Below are 24,187 nucleotides of genomic sequence, written 5' to 3' on the forward strand. Positions count from 1 at the left end.
CGCTATGAGCTTCCGCCGCGATACCATCACAAAGCCGATCTTCTCCTGGGCGCGCGGCGTGCTGCCGGCGATGTCGGACACCGAGCGGGAGGCGCTGGAGGCCGGCGACGTCTGGTGGGACGCCGATCTCTTCACCGGCAACCCTGATTGGTCGAAGCTGCTGAAAGTCCCGCAGGCAACGCTGACCGAACAGGAGCGGGCCTTTCTCAACGGCCCCGTCGACGAGCTCTGCGCCATGCTCGACGAGTGGAAGATTTTTTGGGAATTGCGCGACCTGCCGCAGGACGTGTGGGCCTTCATCAAGCGCGAAAAATTCTTCGGCATGATCATTCCGAAAGAGTTTGGCGGCCTCGGCTTTTCGCCCTATGCGCATTCGGAAGTGGTGCGCAAGATTTCGACCCGCTCGATCGCCGCCGCGGTGACGGTGATGGTGCCGAACTCGCTGGGCCCCGGCGAGCTCCTGATGCACTTCGGCACCAAGGAGCAGCAGCAGCGCTGGCTGCCGCGTCTTGCCGACGGCCACGACATTCCCTGCTTCGGTCTCACCAGCCCGGAAGCCGGATCCGATGCGGCCTCGATGATCGACACCGGCATCATCTGCAAGGGCGATTTCGAGGGCCGCGAGGTCATCGGCCTCAGGCTCAACTGGCACAAGCGTTACATCACGCTCGGTCCCGTCGCGACGCTCTTGGGCCTCGCCTTCAAGGCCTATGACCCCGATCATCTCGTCGGCGATCAGGAACAGCTCGGCATCAGCGTGGCGCTGATCCCCACCCATCTGCCCGGCGTCGAAATCGGCCATCGCCATCTGCCGTCGATGCAGGTGTTCCAGAACGGCCCGAACCGGGGCCACGACGTCTTCATCCCGCTCGACTATGTCATCGGCGGCCAGGAGCGGTTGGGGCAGGGCTGGAAGATGCTGATGACGGCGCTCGCCGCCGGCCGCGGCATCTCGCTGCCATCGCTGTCCGCGGCCGGCGCCGCCTATGCCGCCCGCACCACCGGCGCCTATGCCCGCATCCGCGAGCAGTTCGGCATCTCCATCTCCAAGTTCGAGGGCGTCGAGGAGCCGCTCGCCCGCATCGTCGCGACCGCCTATCAGCTCGACGCGGCACGGCGGCTCACTTGCGCCGCGCTGAATGCCGGCATCCATCCCGCTGTCATCTCCGGCATCATGAAGCTGCACGCGACCGAGCGGATGCGCACCGCGGTCGACGACGCCATGGACATCCATGGCGGCAAGGCCGTGATCGACGGTCCGCAAAACTATCTCGGCAATCTCCACCGCGCCGTCCCGGTCGGCATCACCGTCGAGGGTGCCAATATCCTCACCCGCAATCTCATCGTGTTCGGGCAGGGCGCCATCCGCGCGCATCCTTATCTGCTCGACGAGATGAATGCGCTTGCCGATACCGACCGTGAACGCGGGCTCACCGCCTTCGACAAGGCGTTCTGGAAGCATGTCGGCCATAGTTTCGAGACGCTGTTGCGCGCCTTCGGCCGGAGCTGGACCTTCGGTGCCTTCGCGCCAGCGCCCGATGCGGGCGACGCCACGCCATTCTATCGCCAGCTCTCACGCTATTCGGCGGCGTTTGCACTCTGCGCCGACATGGCGCTGTTGACGCTCGGCGGCGCGCTCAAGCGCAAGGAGATGCTGTCGGCGCGCTTCGGCGACATCCTGTCCGAGCTGTATCTGCTCTCTGCCGCGCTCAAACGCTGGCAGGACGAGGGCCGGCAGAAGGAGGATTTTGCCGCGCTCGAATGGTGCATGGCGACGGGCTTCAAGACCATCGAGAACCGGCTCGCGGAGATACTCGCCAATCTGCCGAACCGCTTTGTCGCCGGTTTTCTCAAGCTGGTGGTCCAGCCGTTCGGCGCACGGGTGCTGGGTCCCTCCGACCGCGTCGTGCACCAATGTGCAAGCCTGGTGCTGGAGCCCTCGGCGGCGCGCGAGCGCCTTACGCCGGATCTTGCCCATGTCGATGACGACGGCGGCTTTGCCCGGCTGGAGCGCGCGTTCAAGCTGGTCGCAGGCACGGACGCCATCGCCAATCGCATGCGCGCGGCGCATATGAGCGACTGGAGGGATGCGGTCGCCAAGGGCGTGATCACGCAGGCCGAGGGCGAGCAGCTCGCCGCGGCTCGCGAAGCCGTCGCAAAAGTAATCGAGGTCGACGATTTTGCGCCGGAGGCGCTGTCGCCGATTTACAAGAAAACCGGCGACGTGCATCAGTTCTTCCAGGAACTCGGTGACCAAAGGGCGGCGAGCTGATGGCACGACCGGTATTCATCGTCGACGGCAGCCGAACGCCATTTCTGAAAGCGCGTTCGGGGCCGGGTCCGTTCACGCCGGTCGATCTCGCCGTGCAATGCGGCCGGCCGCTGTTGGCGCGCCAGCCGTTTTCGCCTGATACCTTCGACCAGGTCATTCTCGGCTGCGTCAACGTGATCGCGGACGAGATGAACCCGGCCCGCGTCGCCGCGCTTCGGCTCGGCATGGGCGAGGACATGGTCGCCTTCACAGTGCAGATCAATTGCGGCTCCGGCATGCAGTCGATCGACACCGCCTACCGCTACATCCGCGAAGGTCATGCCGACATGATCCTCGCCGGCGGCACCGAGGCGTTGAGTCATGCGCCGCTGGTCTGGCCGAACTCCGGCGTGCGCTGGTTCGCCGGCCTTGCCACCGCCAAGGGCGTGGCCGCGAAGCTTGCCGCTGCCTTCAAATTGCGGCCGCGCTATCTCAAGCCGATCATCGGGCTCGAGCGTGGTCTCACCGATCCCATCACCGACCTGAACATGGGCCAGACCGCCGAGGTCGTCGGCCATCTCTTCGGCATCACCCGCGCCCAGTCCGACGCTTACGCCGCCGAGAGTCATCGCCGGCTTGCGCATGCGCAGACGTCGGGTTTTCTGAGGGGCGAGGTCGAGACCGCATTCGCCCGTGACGGAAAATTCTTCGACCATGACGATGGCGTGCGGCCGGATTCGTCGGCCGAGACGCTGGCAAAACTGAGACCGGTGTTCGAGCGTCCCTGGGGCCAGGTCACCGCCGGCAACTCCTCGCAGATCACCGACGGTGCGTCCTGGGTGATCCTGGCTTCCGACGAAGCGGTCGCCAAGTACAAGCTGACGCCGAAGGCGGTTATCGTCGACAGCAACTGGGCCGCGCTCGATCCTGCTATCATGGGGCTCGGTCCCGTGATGTCGGCGACGCCGCTACTGAAGCGCAACAACCTCACCATCAAGGATGTCGAGACCTGGGAATTGAACGAGGCCTTCGCCACGCAAGTGCTCGGCTGCCTTGCCGCCTGGAATGACGACAAATTCTGCCGCGAGATTTTGGGGCTCGACGGCGCGGCCGGCGAGATCGACCGCGAAAAGCTAAATGTCGACGGCGGCGCCATCTCGCTCGGGCATCCCGTCGGCACCTCCGGCAACCGCATCGTGCTGCATCTGGTCAATGCGATGAAGCGGCTCGGCACGCGGCGTGGCGTTGCTACTGAGTGCATCGGCGGCGGGCTCGGCGGCGCCATGCTGATCGAGGCGGTGTGACCATGGATTCCAGGATCATGACCGCGCTCGGCGATCGCGTCCTCACGCTCGGGCCGCAGCCGGCGTCAGACAGTCCCTACAAGAACTTCAAGCTGGCGCGCGATGCCGACGGTGTCGCCTGGCTGCTGTTCGACCGCGCCGGTGCCAGCGCCAACACGCTGTCCTCGGATGTGATGGAGGAGTTCGACACCGTGCTCGCGGCGATCGAGACCGAGCGTCCTGCCGGCCTCGTGATCCGCTCCGCAAAATCGTCCGGCTTCATTGCCGGCGCCGACGTCAACGAATTCCGCGGCGCCAGCGATCCCGCAATGGTGGAGATACGGATCCGCGCCGCGCATGCGGTGGTCGATCATCTGGAGGCGCTGAGGCTGCCGACCGTCGCTGTCATCCATGGTTTCTGTCTCGGCGGCGGGCTCGAGGTCGCGCTCGCCTGCCAATCGCGTATCGCCATCGACGGCGCGCGCTTCGGCTTTCCGGAGGTGATGCTCGGCCTGCATCCTGGTCTCGGCGGCACAGCGCGTTTCACCGCGCTGGTCAATCCGGCCCAGTCGATGGCCCTAATGCTGACGGGCCGCACCATCGACGCGCGCCGCGCCAAATCGCTCGGCCTCGTCGACACCGTGACGCAGGAGCGCCATGTCAGCAATGCGGTGAAGGATGCGCTGTTTGGCCGGTTGAAGCGGGCGCGCCCGGGGATTCTCACCCGCGCCGCCAATTTCGGACCGGTGCGGGGGCTCCTTGCCAGGCGCATGCGCAGCGAAGCTGCGAAGGCTGCGTCCCGCGAGCACTATCCCGCGCCTTACGCGCTGATCGATCTCTGGGAGACCCATGGCGGCAGCAAAGCCGCGATGCTCAGGGCAGAGCAGGCCTCATTCGCCAAGCTGATGGTGACGCCGACCGCGCAGAATTTGATCCGCGTGTTCTTCCTGCGCGAGCAGATGAAGAAGGCGGCAGGCCCCGGCAACACGGTCAAGCAGGTTCACGTCATCGGCGCTGGCGCCATGGGCGGCGACATCGCGGCCTGGTGTGCGGGGCAGGGGCTGCGCGTCTCGCTTGCCGACATGAAGGCGGAGCCGATCGCGGGCGCGGTCAAGCGCGCCGCCGATCTTTTTGGCAAGATCATCCGGAAGCCCACCGATGTCCGCGACGCGCTCGATCGCCTTATCCCCGATCTGGACGGCGAGGGTGTCCGCAACGCCGATCTCATCATCGAGGCGGTGCCGGAAAAGCTGGAGCTCAAGCAGAAGGTCTATGCGAGTATCGAGCCGAAGATGAAGCCGGGCGCGATCCTTGCGACCAACACCTCGAGCATTCCGCTCCAGGACCTGCGCACGACGCTGGCGCGGCCGGAACGCTTCGTCGGCCTGCATTTCTTCAATCCGGTGTCGCGGCTGCAATTGGTCGAAATCGTCAGCCATGACGGCAACGATGGGCAGGTGCTCAAGGAAGCACTCGCCTTCCTCGGCGCCATCGACCGACTGCCGCTGTCGGTGAAAAGCTCGCCCGGCTTCCTCGTCAACCGCGCGCTGACGCCCTACATGCTGGAAGCGATGGTGATGCTGGACGAGAAGACCGACCAGCGCCTGATCGATGCCGCAGCCGAGCAGTTCGGCATGCCGATGGGGCCGATCGAATTGGCCGACCAGGTCGGGCTCGACATCTGCATTGATGTCGGCGACATGCTGCGCACCAAGTTCGGCGATCTGCTGCCGCCGACGCCGGCCTGGCTGCGCGAGAAGGTCGCCAAGGGCGAACTCGGCCGCAAGACCGGCAAGGGTTTCTACACCTGGAAGGACGGCAAGGCGGAGAAGGCGCCGTTGCCGGAAACCGGCCCCCGCGTCACCGAGCAGATGATCGACCGGCTGGTGCTGCCGATGTCCAACGTCTGCGTCGCGGCGCTTCGCGAGGGTATCGTCGACGATGCCGACATGGTCGACGGCGCCATGATCTTCGGCACCGGTTATGCACCGTTCCGTGGTGGTCCGTTGAACTATGCGCGCACGCGCGGCGTGGAGAATGTCGTATCCACTTTGCGCGCGCTGGCCGGGAGATTCGGCGAGCGCTTTGCGCCGGATCCGGGCTGGGACAATTTCAAGTGAGCAAATTTCAAGTGAGAGAGGCATGAACGAACAAGCCAATACCGGGCCGAGCGGCGATCTCTGCATCCGCACGCTGGCGATGCCCGCCGACACCAATGCAAACGGCGACATCTTCGGCGGCTGGCTGCTCAGCCAGATGGATGTCGGCGGCGGCGTGTTTGCGTCAAAAGCCGCGAAGTCGCGCACGGTGACCGTCGCAATCGAAGCGATGAATTTTCGCAAAGCGGTCTATGTCGGCGATCTGGTTTCGGTCTATGCCAATCTCGTCCGCGTGGGCCGTACCTCGATGACCGTGCATCTCGAAGCCTGGGCGCTGCGGCGCAGGGAGCTCCAGCCGATCCTGGTGACCGACGGCAATTTCACTTACGTCTCGATCGACGACGACGGCCGTCCGCAAACGATCCAGAGAAACGATCCATCAATCGCGACGTAACCGCGCGCGACGCATGACCGCGCGGCGTTGCGCCTGCCATCGTCGCGTCTTCGCCAAGAACAAGTCATAAAATGGATGAGGTCCCGGCGTACTCAATTTCCCGTCGATTCGGGTGGAAACAGGCTGATTTGCTCAAGGAACCTTTGGGCACCGATGCCGTTATTTGCCCGCACTGAGGAATCTAAGGGCCATGCCGGACAGCTACATCATCGAAGTCAATTCGCAGACCGCAGGTATCGTCGTTCGTTCTCAAGGGGGCTACTGCTTCTTCGCCTCATCCGACCGCTTCAACCGCCTTGAAGGCCAGCTCTTCCGCAACGCCCGCGAAGCCGAGCGCGCCGCGCGCAAGCTGGTTAACGGTGATGTGAAGGAAGCGGCGTAGTAGTCCCGCTGGTCATTTCGGGTCGCGCGTAGCGCGAGAGGTAGGAATCTTTTGCCGCGAACTCTGCCTTCCCTTCTCACCTTTATGGGAGAAGGTGGCGCGAAGCGCCGGATGAGGGGACGTTTCAGCAGATTCAGAAGCGAGAGATTCGTTCTCGGAGAGAAACCCCTCACCCGACTTCGCTTCGCGAAGCCCCACCCTCTCCCACAAGGGGGAGAGGGAAGAGCCGTTGTTCACAACTTCGTCGCCGACCTTGAGAGCAGCTTCCAGTCGTCGCCCTGCTTCTGCCAGTTCATCAGGATGTGAAGGTTGGTCGGCACTTTTTTCCCATCTGCCGCCATCTCCTGTTCCGCCACCCAATGGAAGCGCACGATCGCGGCGGGGCCGACGACCTTGATGGTCGGGTCCTTGTACTCGATCGACAGGAATTTCGACTTGCCGTCGGTGGCGTTGGTGACGAAGGTTGCCTTGTCCTCGACCTTGCCGCTGGAATGGCTGTAGCTGACATCGTCCCAGCACAGCGCACCGAGCGCCTTGGGATCGGCGGCGATCTGGGCGAGACGGAAGGCCTCGACCTTCTTCGCCACGGCTTCCTCGTCCGCCGATGCCGCCAGCGCCGGTGTCGTGACAGCTGAGACAGCAAGCGCCGAGACGGCAAGAGTCGAGAGAGCCAGATCGCGTCGGTTGATCGTCATCGTTTCCTCCTTTTTGATCTTGCAGCCAGTGTTGCAGCCGCGCGCGACTTTGTCGAGTGGCGCATCTTCGTCATGGGGATGCGTCATTGCGCGATCGAGAGCGTATTGATACGTCTTTCGCATCAATGCGCTGCGCATTTGGGAAAGTACGGACATGATCGACGCGATGGGCAGGGCGCTGCTGTTCGATATCGACGGCACGTTGGCCGACACGGATTTCCTTCATCGCGAGGCGTTCCATCGCGTGTTCGCCCCGCGCGGCCATATTGTGGATGAGGAGCGCTTCAAGCGCGAGCTCCAGGGTTTTTCCAATGTGTCGATCGGGGAGCGGTTTCTGCCGAACGAATCGCCGGAACGTCGCGTCGCAATCCTCGGCGAGAAGGAGGCGATCTTTCGTGACCTGGTGGTTGGACAGATCGTGCCGCTTCCGGGCCTGATGGCGCTGCTCGACCGTGCCGATAGCGCCGGCATTCCCATGGTGGCCGTGACCAACGCGCCGCGTCTCAACGCCGAGCTGCTGCTGTCGGGCCTCGGCATTACGGACCGCTTCAAGGCGATCGTGATCGGCGACGAGCTGCCGCACGGCAAGCCGCATCCGCTGCCCTATCAGGAAGGGCTGCGCTTCGCCGGCGCCAGCGCGGCGGCCTCGATCGCGTTCGAGGATTCCCGCTCCGGCGTGCAATCGGCCGCCGCCGCCGGCATTCCGACCATCGGGATGCGCACCACTCTCGGCCACGCCGACCTTGTTGCCGCCGGCGCGGTCGCTTCCGCCAGCGCTTACGACGATCCGACACTGCTGGCGCGCCTCGCCGCCGCGATGGCGTGGTGAGGACGTTGGTCCGTTAACCGTGATCGGCACGCGCATTGACCGAACGCGCGAACCGCCGCACCATGCGGCTTCCTGACTTGAGGCTATTGTCGTGACCGGACTGACTCATCGCCAAGCCGAAATCCTCAACATCGCGCGGGCCTCGGGCCGCGTCATGGTCGAGGAGCTGGCGCGCCGGTTCGAGGTCTCGGCGCAGACCATCCGCAAGGACCTCAACGATCTCTGCGAGCGCCGCTCGCTGACCCGTATCCATGGCGGCGCCATCATCGCCTCCGGCGTCGAAAACCTCGCCTATGAGGCGCGGCGCTTCGTCGCCGCCGACGAGAAGAAGGCGATTGGAGCCGCGGCCGCATCGCTGATCCCGAACGGCTGCTCGCTGTTCATCAACATCGGCACCACGACCGAGGAGGTGGCGAGCGCGCTGACCTCGCACGAGGACCTCCTCGTCATCACCAACAATCTCAACGTCGCCATGCTGCTCTACCGCCATCCCCGCATCGAGGTGGTGGTTGCCGGCGGCACGGTGCGGCGCGCCGACGGTGCGGTGGTCGGCTCGACCGCGACGCAGCTGATCGGCCAGTTCAAGGTCGACTACGCCATCATCGGGGCGTCCGCGATCGACGAGGAAGGCGCGCTGCTCGACTTCGACTATCGCGAGGTCCAGGTGGCGCAAGCCATCATCGCCAACGCCCGCAGCGTCATGCTGGTCGCGGATTCCACAAAACTTCGCCGCAGCGCACCGGTCCGCATCGCCCATATCAGCCAGATCCAGACCTTCGTGACCGATCAGGAACTCCCCGAGCGCCTCGCCACGATTTGCCATGCCAAGGGCATCGAGGTGATGGCAGCGATGCCGAAGGGGGCGGATATCGATGAGGCGGCCGAACCGGCGCAAGAGGCCGCGCCGGTCGTTCGGTTGCGTTAGATGGCTGCGATCGATCCGGAGCTGACATCACGCCGCAGTTCACAGACCAAAACGCTTCAGGTCCTCCGGCAGGAAATCTCGACCTGTCCGGTTCTTGACGCTTGGCAGATTTGATACTCTTTTCCGCCAGGCGATGAGGGATTTGCACGCATCGGGAATCGATATCCCCGCTGCGCCAGCGAAGTCCAGGCTCGCAAAGACCGTGATATCCGCCATCGAGAAGGCGTCGCCGGCAACGAACGGTGTGTTCTTCAGGACGCCGTCGAAATAATTCATGCCGCGGATGACCCTGGCGCGCTGTCGCTCACCCCATTCCTTCCTGCCGGCCCATTCCGGAGCCACATAGGGCTGCATCGCAGGCCCGAGGCCCGACGTGGCATAGTGAAAGTAGCCGTCGACCGCGCCCATGAGCTCGGCCTCGGCGCGATTCTGCATCATATGGATCACCGCCTTCTCGCGCGGTGTCCTGCCGGTGAGGACCGGATGGCCATCGAGATGGTCCAGATATTCGGTGATGGCCGTCGACTCCGAGATCAAGGTGCCGTCATCGAGTTCGAGCACCGGGATTTTTCCCGAGGGGTTGATCGCGAGAAACGGCGCCTGCTTGTGCTCTGCCCCGATCAAATCGACGCTGACGAACTCGACCCGGTCGTCGAGTCCCTTTTCGGAAAGGACGATGCGAATGCGCGAGGAATTGGGAAATCCGGGCCGATCGTAGATTTTCATGAGAACATTCCTTTATCTATCGATAGATAGGTGGGTAGCCGATATGGGGCCTTTGCAATGGCGGAGTCAAGGGCTATCTATCGGTAGATAGATGGGGGCGAACGATGACGGCCGATACCAAGCAGGTGATCATGGATGCGGCCCGCGCGATGGTGCAGGCGCGCGGCTACAACGGCCTGAGCTTTCGCGACCTGGCGAAGGAGGTGGGCGTCAAGAGCGCCAGCGTCCACTATCATTTTCCGACCAAGGGCGATCTTGGCGCCGCGCTTGCGCGTCGCTATGCCGACGAGGCGATCGAGATCTTCGACGGGTTCCTCGAAGCCTCGCAGGACGTCGGGGCCTGCCTGAGGATGTATACGGACGTCTTCCGTTCCGCGCTGTCGAACGACAACAGGATGTGTCTGTGCGGGATCATGGCCGCCGAGCACGATGACTTGCCGGCCGAAGTCAGAGCTGAGGTCGACAGGTTCACCGACGTCAACATCCGGTGGCTGGTCAAATTGCTGTCGCGTGGAAAGAAGGCGGCAACGGGAGCGATTGAGCAGCGGGCGCTCGCGATCTTCGCGGCCGTCGAGGGCGCACAGCTCGTCGCGCGCGGGCGAGGCGACATCGCGGTCTACGACCAGGCGATCGAGGCTTACAGGGCGGCAGGGCTGCTGCCCTGAGTTTTGGGTCGGCCGACGTCTTAGTCTTATACGTCGTCCCACGGGTTGAGCAGCACGACGCCGAATGCCGCAAAATCCTTCACATTGCGTGTGGCGAGTGTGAGGTCGTTTGCGAGCGCGGTCGCGCTGAAGAATCCATCTATCACGGACAGAGCGATGCCGCTGCGGCGGCTCTGCGCCATCAGGTCGCCCCAGCGCTCGGCGACCGCATGGTCGATCGGCAGGATGCGCCCGGCAAAACGCTCCGGCAGATCATGCGTGAGCCAGGCAGTCAGTGCCGCGCGCCGGCCGCCGTCATCCAGCAGTGCGATGCCACGGCGAAGCTCCGCGATCGATGCCACGCTGATGAAGGCGCGGTCCTCGTCGATCGTATCGAGCCACGCCAAAACTTTCGGGGAAGGCGTCGGCCGCCGAACCTCCGAGAGCACGTTGGTGTCGAGCAGCAAGTTCACGGCATCTCGTCGCGCGGCGTGTCATGCACGCGTTCAAGATCGAGGTCGGCGCCGCGTAATGGCGACGCCAGCAGGAATTCGGCCAGCGTGCCTTTGCGCGCCGTCTTGCGCGCCCACTCGTCGGCGGAAACGACAACCGCATTGGGCCTGCCGTGACGGGTGATGACCTGCGGGCCGGACTGGGCGCGGTCGATCACCTCGGAAAGCCGTGCCTTGGCGTTGGCAAGCGTCCAGATGTCATCGGTTGGAAGCGCATCGGGTGCAGTGTTGGAGTCGGCCATGAGAATATCGACCAATATGACTACTATGACTATAATTCTCTGAAGCTAAGCATTCAAGGGTGCTTTTGCCGCTGGAATTGCCAGCCCAGGCTGCTCAATTCCGCGTCTGTCTGCCCCACTTAAAAGTTCCGCTTTCACTTCCTTTCTTCTCTCTTTCATCTTGCTTTCGTTTTTCGGTGTGATCTAATCAAAAACGAAAGTAACCGCTCGATTGAACGGGCGGTCGCCGGGGGATGCGTCTGTTGGAGCGTATTTTTGACCTCGCCATCATTGGAGGCGGTGTTAACGGCTGCGGCATCGCGCGCGACGCGGTGGGCCGTGGCAACACGGTTTTCCTGTGCGAAATGAACGATCTGGCGAGCGGGACGTCGTCCTGGTCGACTAAACTGGTGCATGGCGGCCTGCGCTATCTCGAATATTACGAGTTTCGCCTGGTCCGCGAGGCGCTGATCGAGCGCGAGATCCTCTGGGGCATCGCACCCCACATCATTCGCCCCTTACGTTTCGTTCTGCCGCACCATGCAGGCCTGCGACCGGCCTGGCTGCTGCGCCTCGGCCTCTTCCTCTATGACCATATCGGCGGCCGCCATCTGTTGCCGGCGACCCGCTCGGTCGATCTCAGGCGTGACGAGGTCGGTCGCCCGCTGATCCCGAACCGCTATACCCGCGCGTTCGAATATTCCGACTGCTTCGTCGATGACGCCCGTCTCGTCGTGCTCAACGCGCGCGACGCCGCCGACAAGGGCGCCGAGATCCGCACCCGCACCCGGGCGACGGATATCAAGCAGTCCGACGGCATCTGGACCGTCAGCATGATCGACACGCTGACCGGCGCGCGCTCGTCGATCCAGGCTCGTGCGCTCGTCAATGCCGGCGGGCCCTGGGTCGAGGACGTGCTCGGCAGTGGCGCCGGCGTCAACGCGAAAGCCAAGGTGCGCCTGGTGCAGGGCTCGCACATCGTCGTGAAAAAACTCTACGACCACGACCGCGCCTACATGTTCCAGAACGCGGACGGCCGCATCATCTTCGTGATCCCGTATCAGGACGATTTCACGCTGATCGGCACCACCGACCGCGACTATGACGGCGATCCGGCCAAGGTGAAGGCGACGGCCGAGGAGATCCAGTATCTCTGCACCGCGGCAAGCGAATATCTGGCCAAGCCGGTCACGCCTGACGACGTGGTCTGGACCTATTCCGGCGTGCGCCCGCTCTATGACGACGGCGCCAGCGAAGCCAAGGCCGCGACGCGCGACTACGTGTTCGAGCTCGACACGCCCGGCGGCGTGCCGCTGCTGTCGATCTATGGCGGCAAGATCACGACCTACCGCCGTCTCGCCGAGGAGGCGCTGGAGCGGCTCGCGCCCTATCTTCGCAGTGCGAAAGCGCGCGAGGGCTGGACCGGCAAATGGCCGCTGCCCGGCGGCGACATGGGCGTCTCCGATGTCGACGGCCTGATCGCGGAGCTTCAGCGCGGCTATCCCTTCCTCAGCCACGAGCATGCGCGGCGGCTCGCGCGCGCCTATGGCACAAAGGCGATCAAGCTGCTCGGGGATGCGAAATCCGCGGCCGATCTCGGCCAGGCCTTCGGCGCGACGCTGAGCGAGCGCGAGGTCCGCTATCTCATGGCCAACGAATGGGCCGTCACTGCCGAGGACATCGTCTGGCGCCGCTCAAAGCTCGGCCTGCGACTAAGCGCCGACGAAATCGCGGCGCTTGACGACTGGATCAGGACCCACGCCGTGCAGCAAAGTCCCCTGCTGGAAGCCGGAGGACGCTCATGGCGGTGACACTCGATCACGTGACCCGGACTGTCGACGGCGTCCCGCACATCCGCGACGTCTCGCTGACGCTCGAGAGCGGTACGCTCAACGTGCTGCTCGGGCCGACGCTGTCGGGCAAGACCTCGATCATGCGGCTGCTCGCAGGCCTCGACAAGCCGACTTCGGGCAAGATCTTGGTCAACGGCAAGGACGTCACCGGCGCCGACGTGCGCAAGCGTTCGGTCGCGATGGTCTACCAGCAGTTCATCAATTATCCATCGCTTACAGTCTATGAGAACATCGCGTCGCCCTTGCGTGTGCAGGGCAAGCCGCGCGCTGAAATCGAGGCGCGCGTGGCGGAAGCCGCAAGGCTGCTCAGGCTCGAGCCGTTCCTGAAGCGCACGCCGCTCCAGCTTTCCGGTGGCCAGCAGCAGCGCACCGCGATCGCGCGCGCGCTGGTGAAGGGCGCCGATCTCGTGCTGCTCGACGAGCCGCTCGCCAATCTCGACTACAAGCTTCGTGAGGAGCTGCGCGCCGAGCTCCCGCGCATCTTCGAGGCTTCCGGCGCGATCTTCGTCTATGCCACCACCGAGCCAACCGAGGCGTTGCTGCTCGGCGGCAACACGGTGTGCATGTGGCAGGGTCAGGCGCTCCAGATCGACGAGACCGCCAACGTCTACCGCCGGCCGCAGACTTTGCGCGTCGCGCAGGTGTTCTCCGACCCGCCGCTCAATCTCGTCGGCATCGAGAAAAAGAACGGCTCTGTGCAATATGCCGGCGGCGCGGCGTCGCCGGCCTCGGGTCTGTATTCGTCGCTGGCCGACGGCGCCTACCGGGTCGGCTTTCGCGCGCATCAGCTCGCGCTCGCCAACGGCCAGGCCGATCGCCACGCCTTCCATGCCACGGTAACGGTGACCGAAATCACCGGTTCGGAGAGTTTCGTGCATCTGACCCGCGACGGATCGAAATGGGTTGCGGTGTTGCACGGCGTGCACGAGTTCGAGCCCGGCCAGACCATCGACGCCGTGCTCGATCCCAATGATGTCTTCGTTTTCGATGCGGCAGACCGTCTGGTCGCCGCACCCGGCAATACCTGAGGGAGATGCGACATGGCCCGCATTGACCTCGTCGATCTCGCGCACTCCTACGGCGGCAACGATGCGCCGCAGGACAGCTTTGCCCTGAAGCCTGTGACCATGACCTGGCGTCAGGGCGGCGCCTATGCGCTGCTCGGGCCGTCCGGCTGCGGCAAGACCACGCTGCTCAACGTCATTTCGGGCATCATCACGCCGTCGCGGGGGAAAATCCTGTTCGACGAGGTGGACATCACACCGCTGTCAACCCAGAAGCGCAACATCGCCCAGGTGTTCCAGTTTCCGGTGATCTACGACACCATGACGGTGGGGCAGAATCTGGCGTTTCCACTGAAGAACCGCGGCGTGCCAAAGGCCGAGATCGACAAGCGCGTCGCCGAGATCGGCCGCCTGCTCGATCTCGAACCCTATCTGAACCGCAAGGCGACGCGGCTCACGGCTGACGCCAAGCAGAAGATATCGCTCGGCCGCGGCCTGGTGCGCTCCGACGTCGCCGCCGTGCTGTTCGACGAGCCGCTCACCGTGATCGATCCCGAGCTGAAATGGCAGCTCCGCTCCAAGCTGAAGGCGCTGCATCGCGAGCTCGACCTTACGATGATCTACGTCACCCACGACCAGACCGAGGCGCTGACCTTTGCAGACACCGTCGTCGTCATGCACGACGGCCGCGTGGTGCAAAGCGGCACCCCGGCCGAGCTGTTCGACAAGCCCGCGCACACCTTCGTCGGCTATTTCATCGGCTCGCCCGGCATGAACATCCTGCCGGCCGAGGTGAGGGGCCGCGAGGCCAAGATCGACGGTCACGTCATCGCGCTCAATCGCAGCTACGACAGCCTTCCGGCAAGCGCGAAGATCGAGATCGGCGTGCGTCCCGAATTCGTCGAAACCGTTGCGCCGGCACCGGGCCTGCTCAGCGCAAAAATCGAACGCATCGACGATCTCGGCCGCATCCGCTTTGCGCGTGCGCACCTCGGTGATGCAAAACTCGCGGCGCGGGCGCCGGCCGGCTTCACCAGCCCGGACGGCACGGCCGGCCTGAAATTCGATCCGTCGCACGTCCACGTTTATGCCGACAGCCTTCTGGTGGAGGGAGCCGCCTGATGGACAAGACCGTCAACCAAAAGGCCTGGTTCCTGGTGCTGCCGGTATTCCTGGTCGTCGCCTTCTCGGCAGTGCTGCCGCTGATGACGGTTGTGAACTATTCGATGCAGGACACCTTCGGCAACAACCAGTTCTTCTGGAACGGTGTCGGCTGGTTCAAGGAATTGCTCGACCCTTCGACCGACCTCGGCGGCCGCTTCCTCGCCTCGCTCGGCCGCAATCTGTTCTTCTCGATGGTGATCCTAGCGATCGAGGTGCCGCTCGGCATCGTCGTCGCGCTGTCGATGCCGCGCCAGGGTTGGACCGTCGCGGCCTGCCTCGTCATCCTCGCGCTGCCGCTGTTGATCCCCTGGAACGTGGTCGGCACGATCTGGCAGATCTTTGGCCGCCCCGATATCGGCCTGCTCGGCTATGTGCTCAACGCGATCGGCATCGACTACAATTACGTCTCCAATGCCGTCGATGCCTGGGTCACCGTGATCGTGATGGACGTCTGGCACTGGACCAGCCTGGTCGCGTTGTTGTGTTATGCCGGCCTGAAGTCGATCCCCGATGCTTATTACCAGGCAGCTCAAATCGACGGCGCCTCGCGCTGGGCGGTGTTCAAGGCGATCCAGCTGCCCAAGATGAACCGCGTGCTGCTGATCGCGGTGCTGCTGCGCTTCATGGACTCGTTCATGATCTACACCGAGCCGTTCGTCGTTACCGGCGGCGGGCCCGGCAATTCGACGACCTTCGTGTCGATCGAGCTCGTCAAGATCGCGCTCGGCCAGTTCGACCTCGGCAAGGCCGCCGCGCTGTCGCTGGTCTACAATCTGATCATCCTGATCGTCTGCTGGATCTTCTACACGGTCATGACCAATGCCGGCGCCGAGCGGAAGCCGCAGGAAGGAGCCGCGTGATGCATTCGATCCCCGGCCGTCGCCTCATCATGGCGCTGTTTTTGATCTTCCTGCTGTTGCCGATCTACTGGCTCGTCAACATGAGCTTCAAGACCAACGCCGAAATCGTCTCGACGATGACGCTGTGGCCGCACGCCCCGACGCTCCAGCACTACAAGCGCATCTTCACCGACGAGAGCTGGTATTCCGGCTACATCAACTCGCTGGAATACGTCGTCCTCAACACCATCATCTCGATCTCGGTGGCGTTGCCCGCGGCCTACGCGTTCTCGCGCTACCGTTTTCTCGGTGACAAGCATCTGTTCTTCTGGCTGCTGTCGAACCGCATGGCGCCGGCCGCGGTCTATGCACTGCCGTTCTTCAATCTTTATTCGGCGATCGGGCTGTTCGATACGCCTTGGGCGGTGGCGCTCGCGCACTGCATCTTCAACGTTCCGCTGGCGGTCTGGATCCTCGAAGGCTTCGTCTCCGGCGTGCCGCGCGAGATCGACGAGACCGCCTTCCTCGACGGCTATTCCTTCCCGCGCTTCTTCATCAAGATCCTGGTGCCGCTGATTGCGAGCGGCATCGGCGTCGCCGCCTTCTTCTGCTTCATGTTCTCCTGGGTCGAGCTGCTGCTCGCACGCACGCTGACCTCGGTGCAGGCCAAGCCGATCGCGGCGATCATGACGCGCACAGTGTCGGCCGCCGGCATGGATTGGGGGCTGCTCGCGGCAGCCGGCGTGCTCACCATCATTCCGGGCGCGCTCGTGATCTGGTTCGTCCGCAACTACATCGCGAGCGGTTTCGCGCTCGGCCGGGTCTAGGAGGCATCAATGGAATCTATTGCATGGATGGCCTGGACGCTGCCGACGGCGATCTTCTTTGTCGCGCTCGCCTGCACGCTTGCCGTGATGACCTGGCTCGGGGTGGCCTATCCCGAAACCGAGCGCGTCGGCGTGCTGCGCATCCCCACCACGCGCGGCGACCGCCTGTTCATCTCCCTGATCATGGCGGCTGTCATCCACTTGCTCTGGATCGCCTTCGCCGGCACCGACTCACTCGCCACGCTGCCGATCGGCGAGGACGGACTTGAAATTTCGCGCCTTTGGCTCGCATCAGGAATTTCGCTGGCCATGGCCGTGCTCATTTTCCGCACGGTCTAGCCCGCGAAGGGACGGCCAGATCCGGGACCAACCCGGGCCTGTAGAAAGTTTGTCGCTGCAACGGAGGAACAACATGCGGCAGTTTAGGAGAAGGGAACGTCCATTGACCAAGAATAGCTTTCTGACGATGTCCAGCGTCGCCGCCATCGTCGCGGTGTCGTTGGCCGTCTCGGCGCCGGTGCGCGCTGCCGACGATGCCGCAATCCAGAAATGGATCGCGGAATTCCAGCCCTCGACGCTGTCGAAGGACGAGCAGAAGAAGGAGCTTGAGTGGTTCGTCAAGGCGGCCGAGCCCTTCAAGGGCATGGAGATCAATGTCGTCTCCGAGACCATCACGACCCACGAATACGAGTCGCAGACGCTGGCGAAGGCGTTCTCCGAACTCACCGGCATCAAGCTCAAGCACGACATCATCCAGGAAGGTGACGTCGTCGAGAAGCTGCAGACCCAGATGCAGTCCGGCAAGAACGTGTACGACGGCTGGATCAACGACTCCGACCTGATCGGCACGCACTTCCGCTACGGCCAAACCATCGCGCTGTCGGACTACATGACCGGCGAGGGCAAGGACGTCACCGATCCCCAGCTGGACGTCAACGACTTCATCGGCAAGTCGTTCGGCACGGCCCCGGATGGCAAGCTCTATCAGCTGCCCGACCAGCAGTTCGCGAACCTCTACTGGTTCCGCTACGACTGGTTCACCAACGCCGACTACAAGGCCAAGTTCAAGGCCAAGTATGGCTACGAGCTCGGCGTGCCCGTGAACTGGTCCGCCTACGAGGACATCGCCGAGTTCTTCACGAACGACATCAAGGAGATCAACGGCGTCAAGGTTTACGGCCATATGGACTATGGCAAGAAGGACCCGTCGCTTGGTTGGCGGTTCACCGACGCCTGGCTGTCGATGGCCGGTAACGGCGACAAGGGCATTCCGAACGGTCTCCCGGTCGACGAATGGGGCATCCGCATGGAAGGCTGCCGTCCGGTGGGCTCCTCGGTCGAGCGTGGTGGCGACACCAACGGCCCGGCCGCGGTCTACTCGATCACCAAGTACCTCGAGTGGATGAAGAAGTATGCTCCGCCGCAAGCGCAGGGCATGACCTTCTCCGAGTCGGGTCCGGTGCCGGCGCAGGGCAACATCGCCCAGCAGATGTTCTGGTACACCGCTTTCACCGCCGACATGGTGAAGCCGGGCATCGCCGTGATGAACGCGGACGGTACGCCGAAGTGGCGTATGGCTCCGTCGCCGCACGGTTCGTACTGGAAGGAAGGCATGAAGCTCGGCTATCAGGACGCCGGCTCCGTGACGCTTCTCAAGTCGACCCCGGCGGATCGCCGCAAGGCAGCCTGGCTCTATCTCCAGTTCATCATCTCCAAGACGGTGTCGCTGAAGAAGAGCCATGTCGGTCTCACGTTCATTCGTGAATCCGACATTTGGGACAAGTCGTTCACGGAGCGTGCGCCGAAGCTCGGCGGCCTGATCGAGTTCTACCGCTCGCCCGCGCGCGTGCAGTGGACCCCGACCGGCAACAACGTGCCCGACTATCCGAAGCTGGCGCAGCTGTGGTGGCAGAACATCGGCGATGCGTCGTCCGGTGCGAAGACGCCGCAAGCCGCGATGGACTCGCTTGCCGCCGCCCAGGACTCCGTGATGGAGCGTCTGGAGAAGTCCGGCGTGCAGGGCGCCTGCGGTCCGAAGCTGCACAAGAAGGAAACGGCCGAATACTGGTTCGCAAAGGCCCAGAAGGACGGCACGATTGCTCCCCAGCGCAAGCTCGCCAACGAGAAGCCGAAGGGCGAGACGGTCGACTACGACACCCTGATCAAGTCGTGGCCGGCACAGCCCCCGAAGCGCGCGGAAGCGAAGTAAGGCACATCAACGTAACGACGAAAGGCCGGGAGCAATCCCGGCCTTTTTCTTTTTGTTGTCGTGGATTTTGCTCCACACCGTCATTGCGAGCGAGCGAAGCAATCCAGAGTCTTTCCACGGAGGTAGTCTGGATTGCTTCGTCGCGTTGCTCCTCGCAATGACGGAGGATGGAGCGACGACGACGCCCTACTCCGCCGGTTCAGTCGTCAGCGCCGGGTAATCCGTGTACCCCTTCGCACCGCCGCCGTAGAACGTGTTCTTGTCCCAGTCGTTCAGCGGAGCGCCCTGCTTCAGCCGCTCGACCAGGTCGGGATTGGAGATGAACGGCTTGCCGAAGGCGATGAGATCGGCCGCGTTCGCCTCCAGCACCTTGGCGGCGAGGGCGAAATCATAGCCGTTGTTGGCGACGTAAGCGCCGGCGAAGCGCTTGCGCAGGCCCGCATAGTCGAACGGCGCGATGTCGCGCGGACCGCCGGTGGCGCCTTCGACGACGTGGAGATAGACGAGCTTGAGCGCGCTGAGACCGTCGACGATATGGTCGTACAAGGCTTGCGGGTTCGAGTCCGAGATATCGTTGGCCGGTGTTACCGGCGAGACGCGAATGCCGGTGCGCTCGGGGCCAGCCTCGGCCACGACGGCCTTGGATACTTCCAGCATCAGCCGCGCGCGGTTCTCGATGGAGCCGCCATAGGCGTCGGTACGCTTGTTGGTGCCGTCCTTGGCGAACTGCTCGAGCAGATAGCCGTTGGCGCCGTGGATCTCGACGCCGTCGAAGCCGGCTTCGAGCGCATTCTTCGTGGCGCGCTTGAAATCGTCGATGATCCCGGGAATTTCGGCGAGCTCGAGCGCGCGGGGCTCGGAGACGTCGGCGAAGGTACCGTTCACGAAAGTCTTGCCCTTGGCGCGGATCGCGCTCGGCGCTACCGGGGCTGCGCCATTGGCCTGGAGATCGACATGCGAGATGCGGCCGACATGCCAGAGCTGGATGAAGACCTTGCCGCCGCGCTCGTGGACTTGATCGGTGACCTTGCGCCAGCCGGCGGCCTGGTCCCTGGAGTAGATGCCGGGTGTGTCCTGGTAGCCCTGGCCCTGCTGCGAGACCTGGCTCGCTTCGGTGATCAGAAGCCCTGCGGAGGCGCGTTGGCCGTAATAGTCGGCGGCGAGCGCACCGGGCACGAACGTGCCGGGAACGGCGCGGTTACGCGTCAGCGGTGCCATCACGAAACGGTTCGCAAGCGTGATCGGGCCGAGCTTGTAGGTGTCAAACAATTTGGTCGAACGGCTCATGGGAATGCTTCCAGGCGGTGAAAGGTCTGCAACACTTGTGCATCGCGGCAATCAGCGCAAGGGAGGAGCCATACGGAAAGTGCAGGCGAGCTACGCAGCAAGGCCCGCGTAGCACAATTCGTATGCAGTTTCGGCCGCGACAGCGGAATTCCGCTGCCGCGGGCCATAACTTAATTCGCGCCGAGGAAATCGCGCTTGCCGATCTCGACGCCGGCGTGGCGCAGAAGGCCGTGGGCAGTTGCGGCGTGGAAATAGAAGTTCGGCAGCGAGAACGCGCTCAGGAATTGCTGGCCCTTCATGGTGATGGATTTGTCGGGGCCGGCCGGGAAGGTGACGTCCTTGGTGTCGGCGCCCTCGAACTGCTCGGGCTTGAACGATTTCACATAGTCGATGGTCTTCGCCAGGCGCTGCTTCAATTCGGCAAAGCTGGTCTCGGTGTCTGCTGTGGAGGGCACTTCGCTATGGGTCAGCCGGGCGCAGCCCTTGGAGGCGAAATCGCTGACGAGCTGGATCTGCTTCGACAGCGGCAGCATGTCCGGAAACAGCCGGGAGCCCAGCAGGACGCTCGGGTCGACCTTCTTGGCCGCGCAGTGCGCCTCGGCTTTCGTGAGCAGGCCGGTCAGGCTGTTCAGCATTTGCAAATAGGCGGGGACGACGGCGTCGTGAAAGGACATGTGATGCTCGCTCTTGTGGTGGGGAATCTCAGGAGAAACCTGAGCCACTCACATGGGGCCATCATGGAAAAATACAATCGCGGGAGCCGCTTGTGCGGTGCGAAAATTCTACCGTGCCATCGCCGCAGGCTGCGCCTGTGCCGTGCCACCGCGCATCCGGGCCAAAAGCTCGGAGGTCGGCCAGGAATCGGCCGGCAGACCGTATTTGACCTGCATCGCCTTCACTGCGGCGCGGCTCTGCTGGCCCAGCACGCCGTCGACCTTGCCGACATTGAAGCCGGCCTGGACCAGAAGCTGCTGCAATTGCTTGAGCTCGTTGAACGGCAGCTGCGCGACCGGTGTGGTCGGCTTGCGCATCGGTGCTGCGCCCGCAATGCGCGAGGCGAGATAGCCCGCGGTGGTCGAATAGATCAGCGAGTTATTCCACTCGGTATAGGCCGCGAAATTCGGATACGCCATGAAGGCCGGCCCGTTGCGTCCCATCGGCAGCAGCACGGAGGCCGCGAGATTGTCGCTCGGCAGCGGCCTGCCGTCGGGATAGGTCACCCCCAGCTGCGCCCATTTCGCGCGCGGCTGCTGCACGGTGAGATCGGTCTGATCCCACGGCAGGTTTTGCGGCACCTTGATCTCCTCCAGCCACGGCTCGCCGCGCCGCCACTTCAATCCGTTGGCGATGTAGTTCGCGGTCGAGCCGATCACGTCGTCTTCGCTGCGGAGGAGATCGCGCCGTCCGTCGCCGTCATAGTCGACGGCATAGTTGACGTAATGCACTGGCAGGAATTGGGTCTGACCGAGTTCGCCGGCCCAGGAGCCGATCATCTCGTCGGGTGTGAGATCACCGCGGTCGATAATCTTCAGCGCGGCGATGGTCTCGTTCACGAACATCTCTGAGCGGCGGCAGTCATAGGCCAGCGACACCAGCGATTTCAGTGTCGGCAGATTTCCCATGTTGACGCCGAAATCGCTCTCCAGTCCCCAGAACGCGGCGATCACCGCCGGCGGCACGCCGTATTCCTTTTCGGCGCGCGCGAACGCGGCCGCATGTCGCTTGATGTGCTGCTGGCCGTTCTGCATGCGATAGGGCGCGGCCATGCGGCCGGCAAATTCAGTGAAGAGCTGGCCGAACACGCGCTGGCCGCGGTCGCGATTGACGATGCCCTGGTCGTAGACGAGGTAGGGCGAGGCCTGCGCCATCGTTCGCTGCGACACGCCGGCCGCCACCGCCTGCTGTTTTACGTCAGCCAGGAAGTGATCGAAGTTCGCGCCATTGTGGCACGACGCCGCGCGTGGGGAGGGCGCAGTGGCCCTGGGGGCCGCTGGCTTTGCGGGCGGTGGCGCGAACTGTGCGGAGGCGGGAAAGGCGAGTGTGAGCAGAGCGGTGGCCGCGATCGCAATTCGGGTCTGGGGCATGGGGTTTCCGCAAGGGGAGGAGACGCTTGGATTCTTGACGAAGTTTAATGGAATGATCGGGCTCAAACCAGTGCCGCGGCTCCGCGACGCACCTGGAAACCTTGCGGGTGGGGCGGGGTCGTCCCTACCTCATGCTTGCCGGCCTGCAACGCCTTCAGCGGCGGCGACCGGACCCGGGAGAGGGCCATGAACTATCTTCGTACCGCAATGCTGCTCGCAGGCCTCACCGCCCTGTTCATGGGCGTCGGCTATCTGATCGGCGGTGCTGGCGGCGCCATGATTGCGCTCGTCATTGCCGCGGCGACCAATCTCTTCACCTACTGGAACTCGGACCGCATGGTGCTGAGCATATACGGGGCTCATGAGGTCGACCGCAGCAGCGCGCCGGAGCTGGTCGGGCTCGTCGCCGAGCTTGCGCGCCGCGCCGGCTTGCCGATGCCGCGCGTGTTCCTGATGGACGAGCCGCAGCCCAACGCGTTTGCCACCGGGCGCAATCCCGAGAATGCCGCGGTTGCGGTCACCACCGGGTTGATGCAGCAGCTCAGCCGCGAGGAGCTCGCCGGCGTGATCGCGCACGAGCTCGCCCATATCAAGCATCACGACACGCTGCTGATGACTGTTACCGCGACCATTGCCGGTGCGATCTCGATGCTGGCGCAGTTCGGCATGTTCTTCGGAGGCAACCGCGACAACAACGGCCCGGGCATCGTCGGCTCGATCCTGATGATGATCCTCGCTCCGATCGGGGCCATGCTGGTGCAGATGGCGATCAGTCGTACGCGCGAATACGCCGCGGACAATCTCGGCGCACGCATCGCCGGTCAGCCGATTTGGCTCGCATCGGCGCTGGTGAAGATCGAAGACGCTGCGCATCAGGTCCCGAACCTCGAGGCGGAGCGAAATCCCGCCACCGCGCATATGTTCATCATCAATCCGCTGTCGGGCCACGGCGTGGACAATCTGTTCGCCACCCATCCGTCGACGCAAAATCGTATCGCGGCGCTTCAGCAACTCGCAGCCGAGCTTGGCGCTCAGGCGTCGCCGTCGATCGGCGCCAACGAGAACTATCCGCCGCGGGGTCCGTGGGGTCGCTCCTCTTCACGCGGCCCTTGGGGCTGATGCGGACGCGGCTGGGAATTTGCATGCTTTGTGACCTGACGCACACAGGCTGGTCCCAGCCGGTGTTAACACCTTCGCGAAACTGTTCCTTCGAAAGGGGATGCGTGGCCGGCCCACTGCCTGCCACGGTCGAAGATGACCAAAGCTGCAGTACCATTGCTGATCGTCCTGGGCGTGCTCATTGGCCTGTCCACGCACACGGTCGTCAATTGCGGGGACGAGGACGATCCCGACATCTGCTCGGCGGTGATCGGCTTCTCGCCGCTGCGGGGATCGCTGATCGCCTTTGCCTATGAGGGGCGCGGGCGGATCGCGCTGCGCCATGGCGACTGGCGGCGGGCGATCGCGGATTTCGACGAGGCCATCCACCTCAATCCCAACCGCGCCTCGCTCTATCGCGAACGCGCTCTGGCGCGCCGGCAGAACGGCGATTTCGAACTTGCCATCGAGGATTACGACGAGGCGATCGCGCATGATCCGAGGCTCGCCGCGCCCTATCACCAGCGCGGTCTCGCGCTCGCCGCCACCGGCGATCTCGATCGCGCGATCCTGAGCTACAACACCGCGGTCCGCCTCGACCCCTCGGATGCGCAGGCCCGGCTCGCCCGCGGCCTCGCATTCCTCGCCCGCGGCCGGGCGGATGAGGCGCGCGCCGATTTCGAGGCCACGCTGGCGCTGCCCGCCGGCAAGGATGATGCCCACACTCGCGATGCGGCGCGCGCAAAACTCGCCGAACTCGCGAGCGCCGAGCCCACCGAAGTGGCCGCACCAAGACGGTGA

Annotated in this window: 24 protein-coding genes; 17 read left to right on the forward strand and 7 right to left on the reverse strand. The window is 64.0% G+C overall.

The window, feature by feature from the left end:
- The first annotated feature begins 4 nt into the window (after positions 1 to 4).
- The 5 genes from IVB27_RS01085 to IVB27_RS01105 all read left to right on the forward strand — a co-directional run bounded on the left by IVB27_RS01085 (position 5) and on the right by IVB27_RS01105 (position 6,469).
- On the forward strand, positions 5 to 2,272 hold the full coding sequence (locus IVB27_RS01085; RefSeq protein WP_247440715.1) for an acyl-CoA dehydrogenase: 2,268 nt from the start codon (positions 5 to 7) through the stop codon (positions 2,270 to 2,272).
- Complete coding sequence (locus IVB27_RS01090; RefSeq protein ID WP_247440717.1) at positions 2,272 to 3,555, forward strand: acetyl-CoA C-acetyltransferase; 1,284 nt, start codon at positions 2,272 to 2,274, stop codon at positions 3,553 to 3,555. Before IVB27_RS01085 ends, IVB27_RS01090 begins: the two co-directional genes overlap by 1 nt.
- 2 nt (positions 3,556 to 3,557) lie before the next feature.
- Entirely contained in the window at positions 3,558 to 5,654 is a 2,097-nt protein-coding gene (locus IVB27_RS01095) for a 3-hydroxyacyl-CoA dehydrogenase NAD-binding domain-containing protein (protein WP_247440719.1), read from the forward strand.
- Between the two features lie 22 nt (positions 5,655 to 5,676).
- Positions 5,677 to 6,087 carry an acyl-CoA thioesterase gene (locus tag IVB27_RS01100; RefSeq protein ID WP_247440721.1) on the forward strand — a complete coding sequence of 137 codons (411 nt, stop codon included), beginning with the start codon at positions 5,677 to 5,679 and terminating at the stop codon, positions 6,085 to 6,087.
- Positions 6,088 to 6,277: 190 nt separating this feature from the next.
- Entirely contained in the window at positions 6,278 to 6,469 is a 192-nt protein-coding gene (locus IVB27_RS01105; protein ID WP_247440723.1) for a hypothetical protein, read from the forward strand.
- A gap of 233 nt (positions 6,470 to 6,702) precedes the next feature.
- Here IVB27_RS01105 and IVB27_RS01110 read toward each other — a convergent pair whose 3' ends face one another.
- Complete coding sequence (locus IVB27_RS01110; protein WP_247340470.1) at positions 6,703 to 7,164, reverse strand: nuclear transport factor 2 family protein; 462 nt, start codon at positions 7,162 to 7,164, stop codon at positions 6,703 to 6,705.
- Positions 7,165 to 7,318: 154 nt separating this feature from the next.
- On the opposite strand from IVB27_RS01110, the gene IVB27_RS01115 reads away from it, so the two are divergent.
- Both IVB27_RS01115 and IVB27_RS01120 read left to right on the forward strand, forming a co-directional pair.
- Positions 7,319 to 7,993, forward strand: a complete 675-nt coding sequence (locus IVB27_RS01115) for an HAD family hydrolase (protein WP_247440724.1) — start codon at positions 7,319 to 7,321, stop codon at positions 7,991 to 7,993.
- Between the two features lie 91 nt (positions 7,994 to 8,084).
- Complete coding sequence (locus IVB27_RS01120; RefSeq protein WP_247440726.1) at positions 8,085 to 8,918, forward strand: DeoR/GlpR family DNA-binding transcription regulator; 834 nt, start codon at positions 8,085 to 8,087, stop codon at positions 8,916 to 8,918.
- Positions 8,919 to 8,957: 39 nt separating this feature from the next.
- Here the strand turns inward: IVB27_RS01120 and IVB27_RS01125 are convergent, their stop codons facing one another.
- Positions 8,958 to 9,644, reverse strand: a complete 687-nt coding sequence (locus IVB27_RS01125; RefSeq protein WP_247440729.1) for a glutathione S-transferase family protein — start codon at positions 9,642 to 9,644, stop codon at positions 8,958 to 8,960.
- 104 nt (positions 9,645 to 9,748) lie between these two features.
- Here IVB27_RS01125 and IVB27_RS01130 point away from each other — a divergent pair, with 104 nt between their 5' ends.
- Positions 9,749 to 10,309 (forward strand): TetR/AcrR family transcriptional regulator, encoded by a 561-nt coding sequence (locus tag IVB27_RS01130; RefSeq protein WP_247340460.1) that lies wholly within the window; start codon positions 9,749 to 9,751, stop codon positions 10,307 to 10,309.
- Between the two features lie 26 nt (positions 10,310 to 10,335).
- On the opposite strand, the gene IVB27_RS01135 is transcribed toward IVB27_RS01130, so the two are convergent.
- Both IVB27_RS01135 and IVB27_RS01140 read right to left on the reverse strand, forming a co-directional pair.
- Entirely contained in the window at positions 10,336 to 10,761 is a 426-nt protein-coding gene (locus IVB27_RS01135) for a type II toxin-antitoxin system VapC family toxin (protein ID WP_247440731.1), read from the reverse strand.
- Positions 10,758 to 11,042: a type II toxin-antitoxin system Phd/YefM family antitoxin gene (locus tag IVB27_RS01140; protein ID WP_247440733.1), complete on the reverse strand. Its 285-nt coding sequence runs from the start codon at positions 11,040 to 11,042 to the stop codon at positions 10,758 to 10,760. Before IVB27_RS01140 ends, IVB27_RS01135 begins: the two co-directional genes overlap by 4 nt.
- Positions 11,043 to 11,275: 233 nt before the next feature.
- On the opposite strand from IVB27_RS01140, the gene glpD reads away from it, so the two are divergent.
- The 7 genes from glpD (at position 11,276) to IVB27_RS01175 (ending at position 18,917) form a co-directional block, all read left to right on the forward strand.
- Positions 11,276 to 12,832 (forward strand): glycerol-3-phosphate dehydrogenase, encoded by a 1,557-nt coding sequence (gene glpD / locus IVB27_RS01145; protein WP_247440735.1) that lies wholly within the window; start codon positions 11,276 to 11,278, stop codon positions 12,830 to 12,832.
- A complete protein-coding gene (locus IVB27_RS01150; protein ID WP_247440737.1) occupies positions 12,823 to 13,902 on the forward strand; it encodes an ABC transporter ATP-binding protein in 1,080 nt (359 codons plus the stop codon). Before glpD ends, IVB27_RS01150 begins: the two co-directional genes overlap by 10 nt.
- Positions 13,903 to 13,914: 12 nt before the next feature.
- Positions 13,915 to 15,000 carry an ABC transporter ATP-binding protein gene (locus tag IVB27_RS01155; RefSeq protein ID WP_247440739.1) on the forward strand — a complete coding sequence of 362 codons (1,086 nt, stop codon included), beginning with the start codon at positions 13,915 to 13,917 and terminating at the stop codon, positions 14,998 to 15,000.
- On the forward strand, positions 15,000 to 15,902 hold the full coding sequence (locus IVB27_RS01160) for a carbohydrate ABC transporter permease (protein WP_247340449.1): 903 nt from the start codon (positions 15,000 to 15,002) through the stop codon (positions 15,900 to 15,902). Before IVB27_RS01155 ends, IVB27_RS01160 begins: the two co-directional genes overlap by 1 nt.
- Entirely contained in the window at positions 15,902 to 16,708 is an 807-nt protein-coding gene (locus IVB27_RS01165) for a carbohydrate ABC transporter permease (RefSeq protein ID WP_007606994.1), read from the forward strand. The genes IVB27_RS01160 and IVB27_RS01165 overlap by 1 nt, the downstream gene beginning before the upstream one ends.
- Positions 16,709 to 16,717: 9 nt before the next feature.
- A complete protein-coding gene (locus IVB27_RS01170; protein ID WP_247440741.1) occupies positions 16,718 to 17,047 on the forward strand; it encodes a DUF2160 domain-containing protein in 330 nt (109 codons plus the stop codon).
- A 127-nt stretch (positions 17,048 to 17,174) separates the two neighbouring features.
- A complete protein-coding gene (locus IVB27_RS01175; RefSeq protein WP_247440916.1) occupies positions 17,175 to 18,917 on the forward strand; it encodes an ABC transporter substrate-binding protein in 1,743 nt (580 codons plus the stop codon).
- A gap of 186 nt (positions 18,918 to 19,103) precedes the next feature.
- On the opposite strand, the gene IVB27_RS01180 is transcribed toward IVB27_RS01175, so the two are convergent.
- The 3 genes from IVB27_RS01180 to IVB27_RS01190 form a co-directional block, all read right to left on the reverse strand.
- Complete coding sequence (locus tag IVB27_RS01180) at positions 19,104 to 20,204, reverse strand: alkene reductase (protein WP_247340445.1); 1,101 nt, start codon at positions 20,202 to 20,204, stop codon at positions 19,104 to 19,106.
- Between the two features lie 170 nt (positions 20,205 to 20,374).
- A complete protein-coding gene (locus tag IVB27_RS01185) occupies positions 20,375 to 20,878 on the reverse strand; it encodes a DUF1993 domain-containing protein (protein ID WP_247340442.1) in 504 nt (167 codons plus the stop codon).
- Between the two features lie 108 nt (positions 20,879 to 20,986).
- A complete protein-coding gene (locus IVB27_RS01190) occupies positions 20,987 to 22,288 on the reverse strand; it encodes a lytic murein transglycosylase (RefSeq protein WP_247440742.1) in 1,302 nt (433 codons plus the stop codon).
- A gap of 186 nt (positions 22,289 to 22,474) precedes the next feature.
- On the opposite strand from IVB27_RS01190, the gene htpX reads away from it, so the two are divergent.
- Positions 22,475 to 23,407, forward strand: coding sequence for a zinc metalloprotease HtpX (htpX, locus tag IVB27_RS01195; RefSeq protein ID WP_247440744.1), 933 nt, complete (start codon positions 22,475 to 22,477; stop codon positions 23,405 to 23,407).
- A 135-nt stretch (positions 23,408 to 23,542) separates the two neighbouring features.
- Positions 23,543 to 24,187 carry a tetratricopeptide repeat protein gene (locus IVB27_RS01200; protein ID WP_247440746.1) on the forward strand — a complete coding sequence of 215 codons (645 nt, stop codon included), beginning with the start codon at positions 23,543 to 23,545 and terminating at the stop codon, positions 24,185 to 24,187.

It is taken from the genome of Bradyrhizobium sp. 197, from assembly GCF_023073375.1.
Lineage (GTDB): Bacteria > Pseudomonadota > Alphaproteobacteria > Rhizobiales > Xanthobacteraceae > Bradyrhizobium.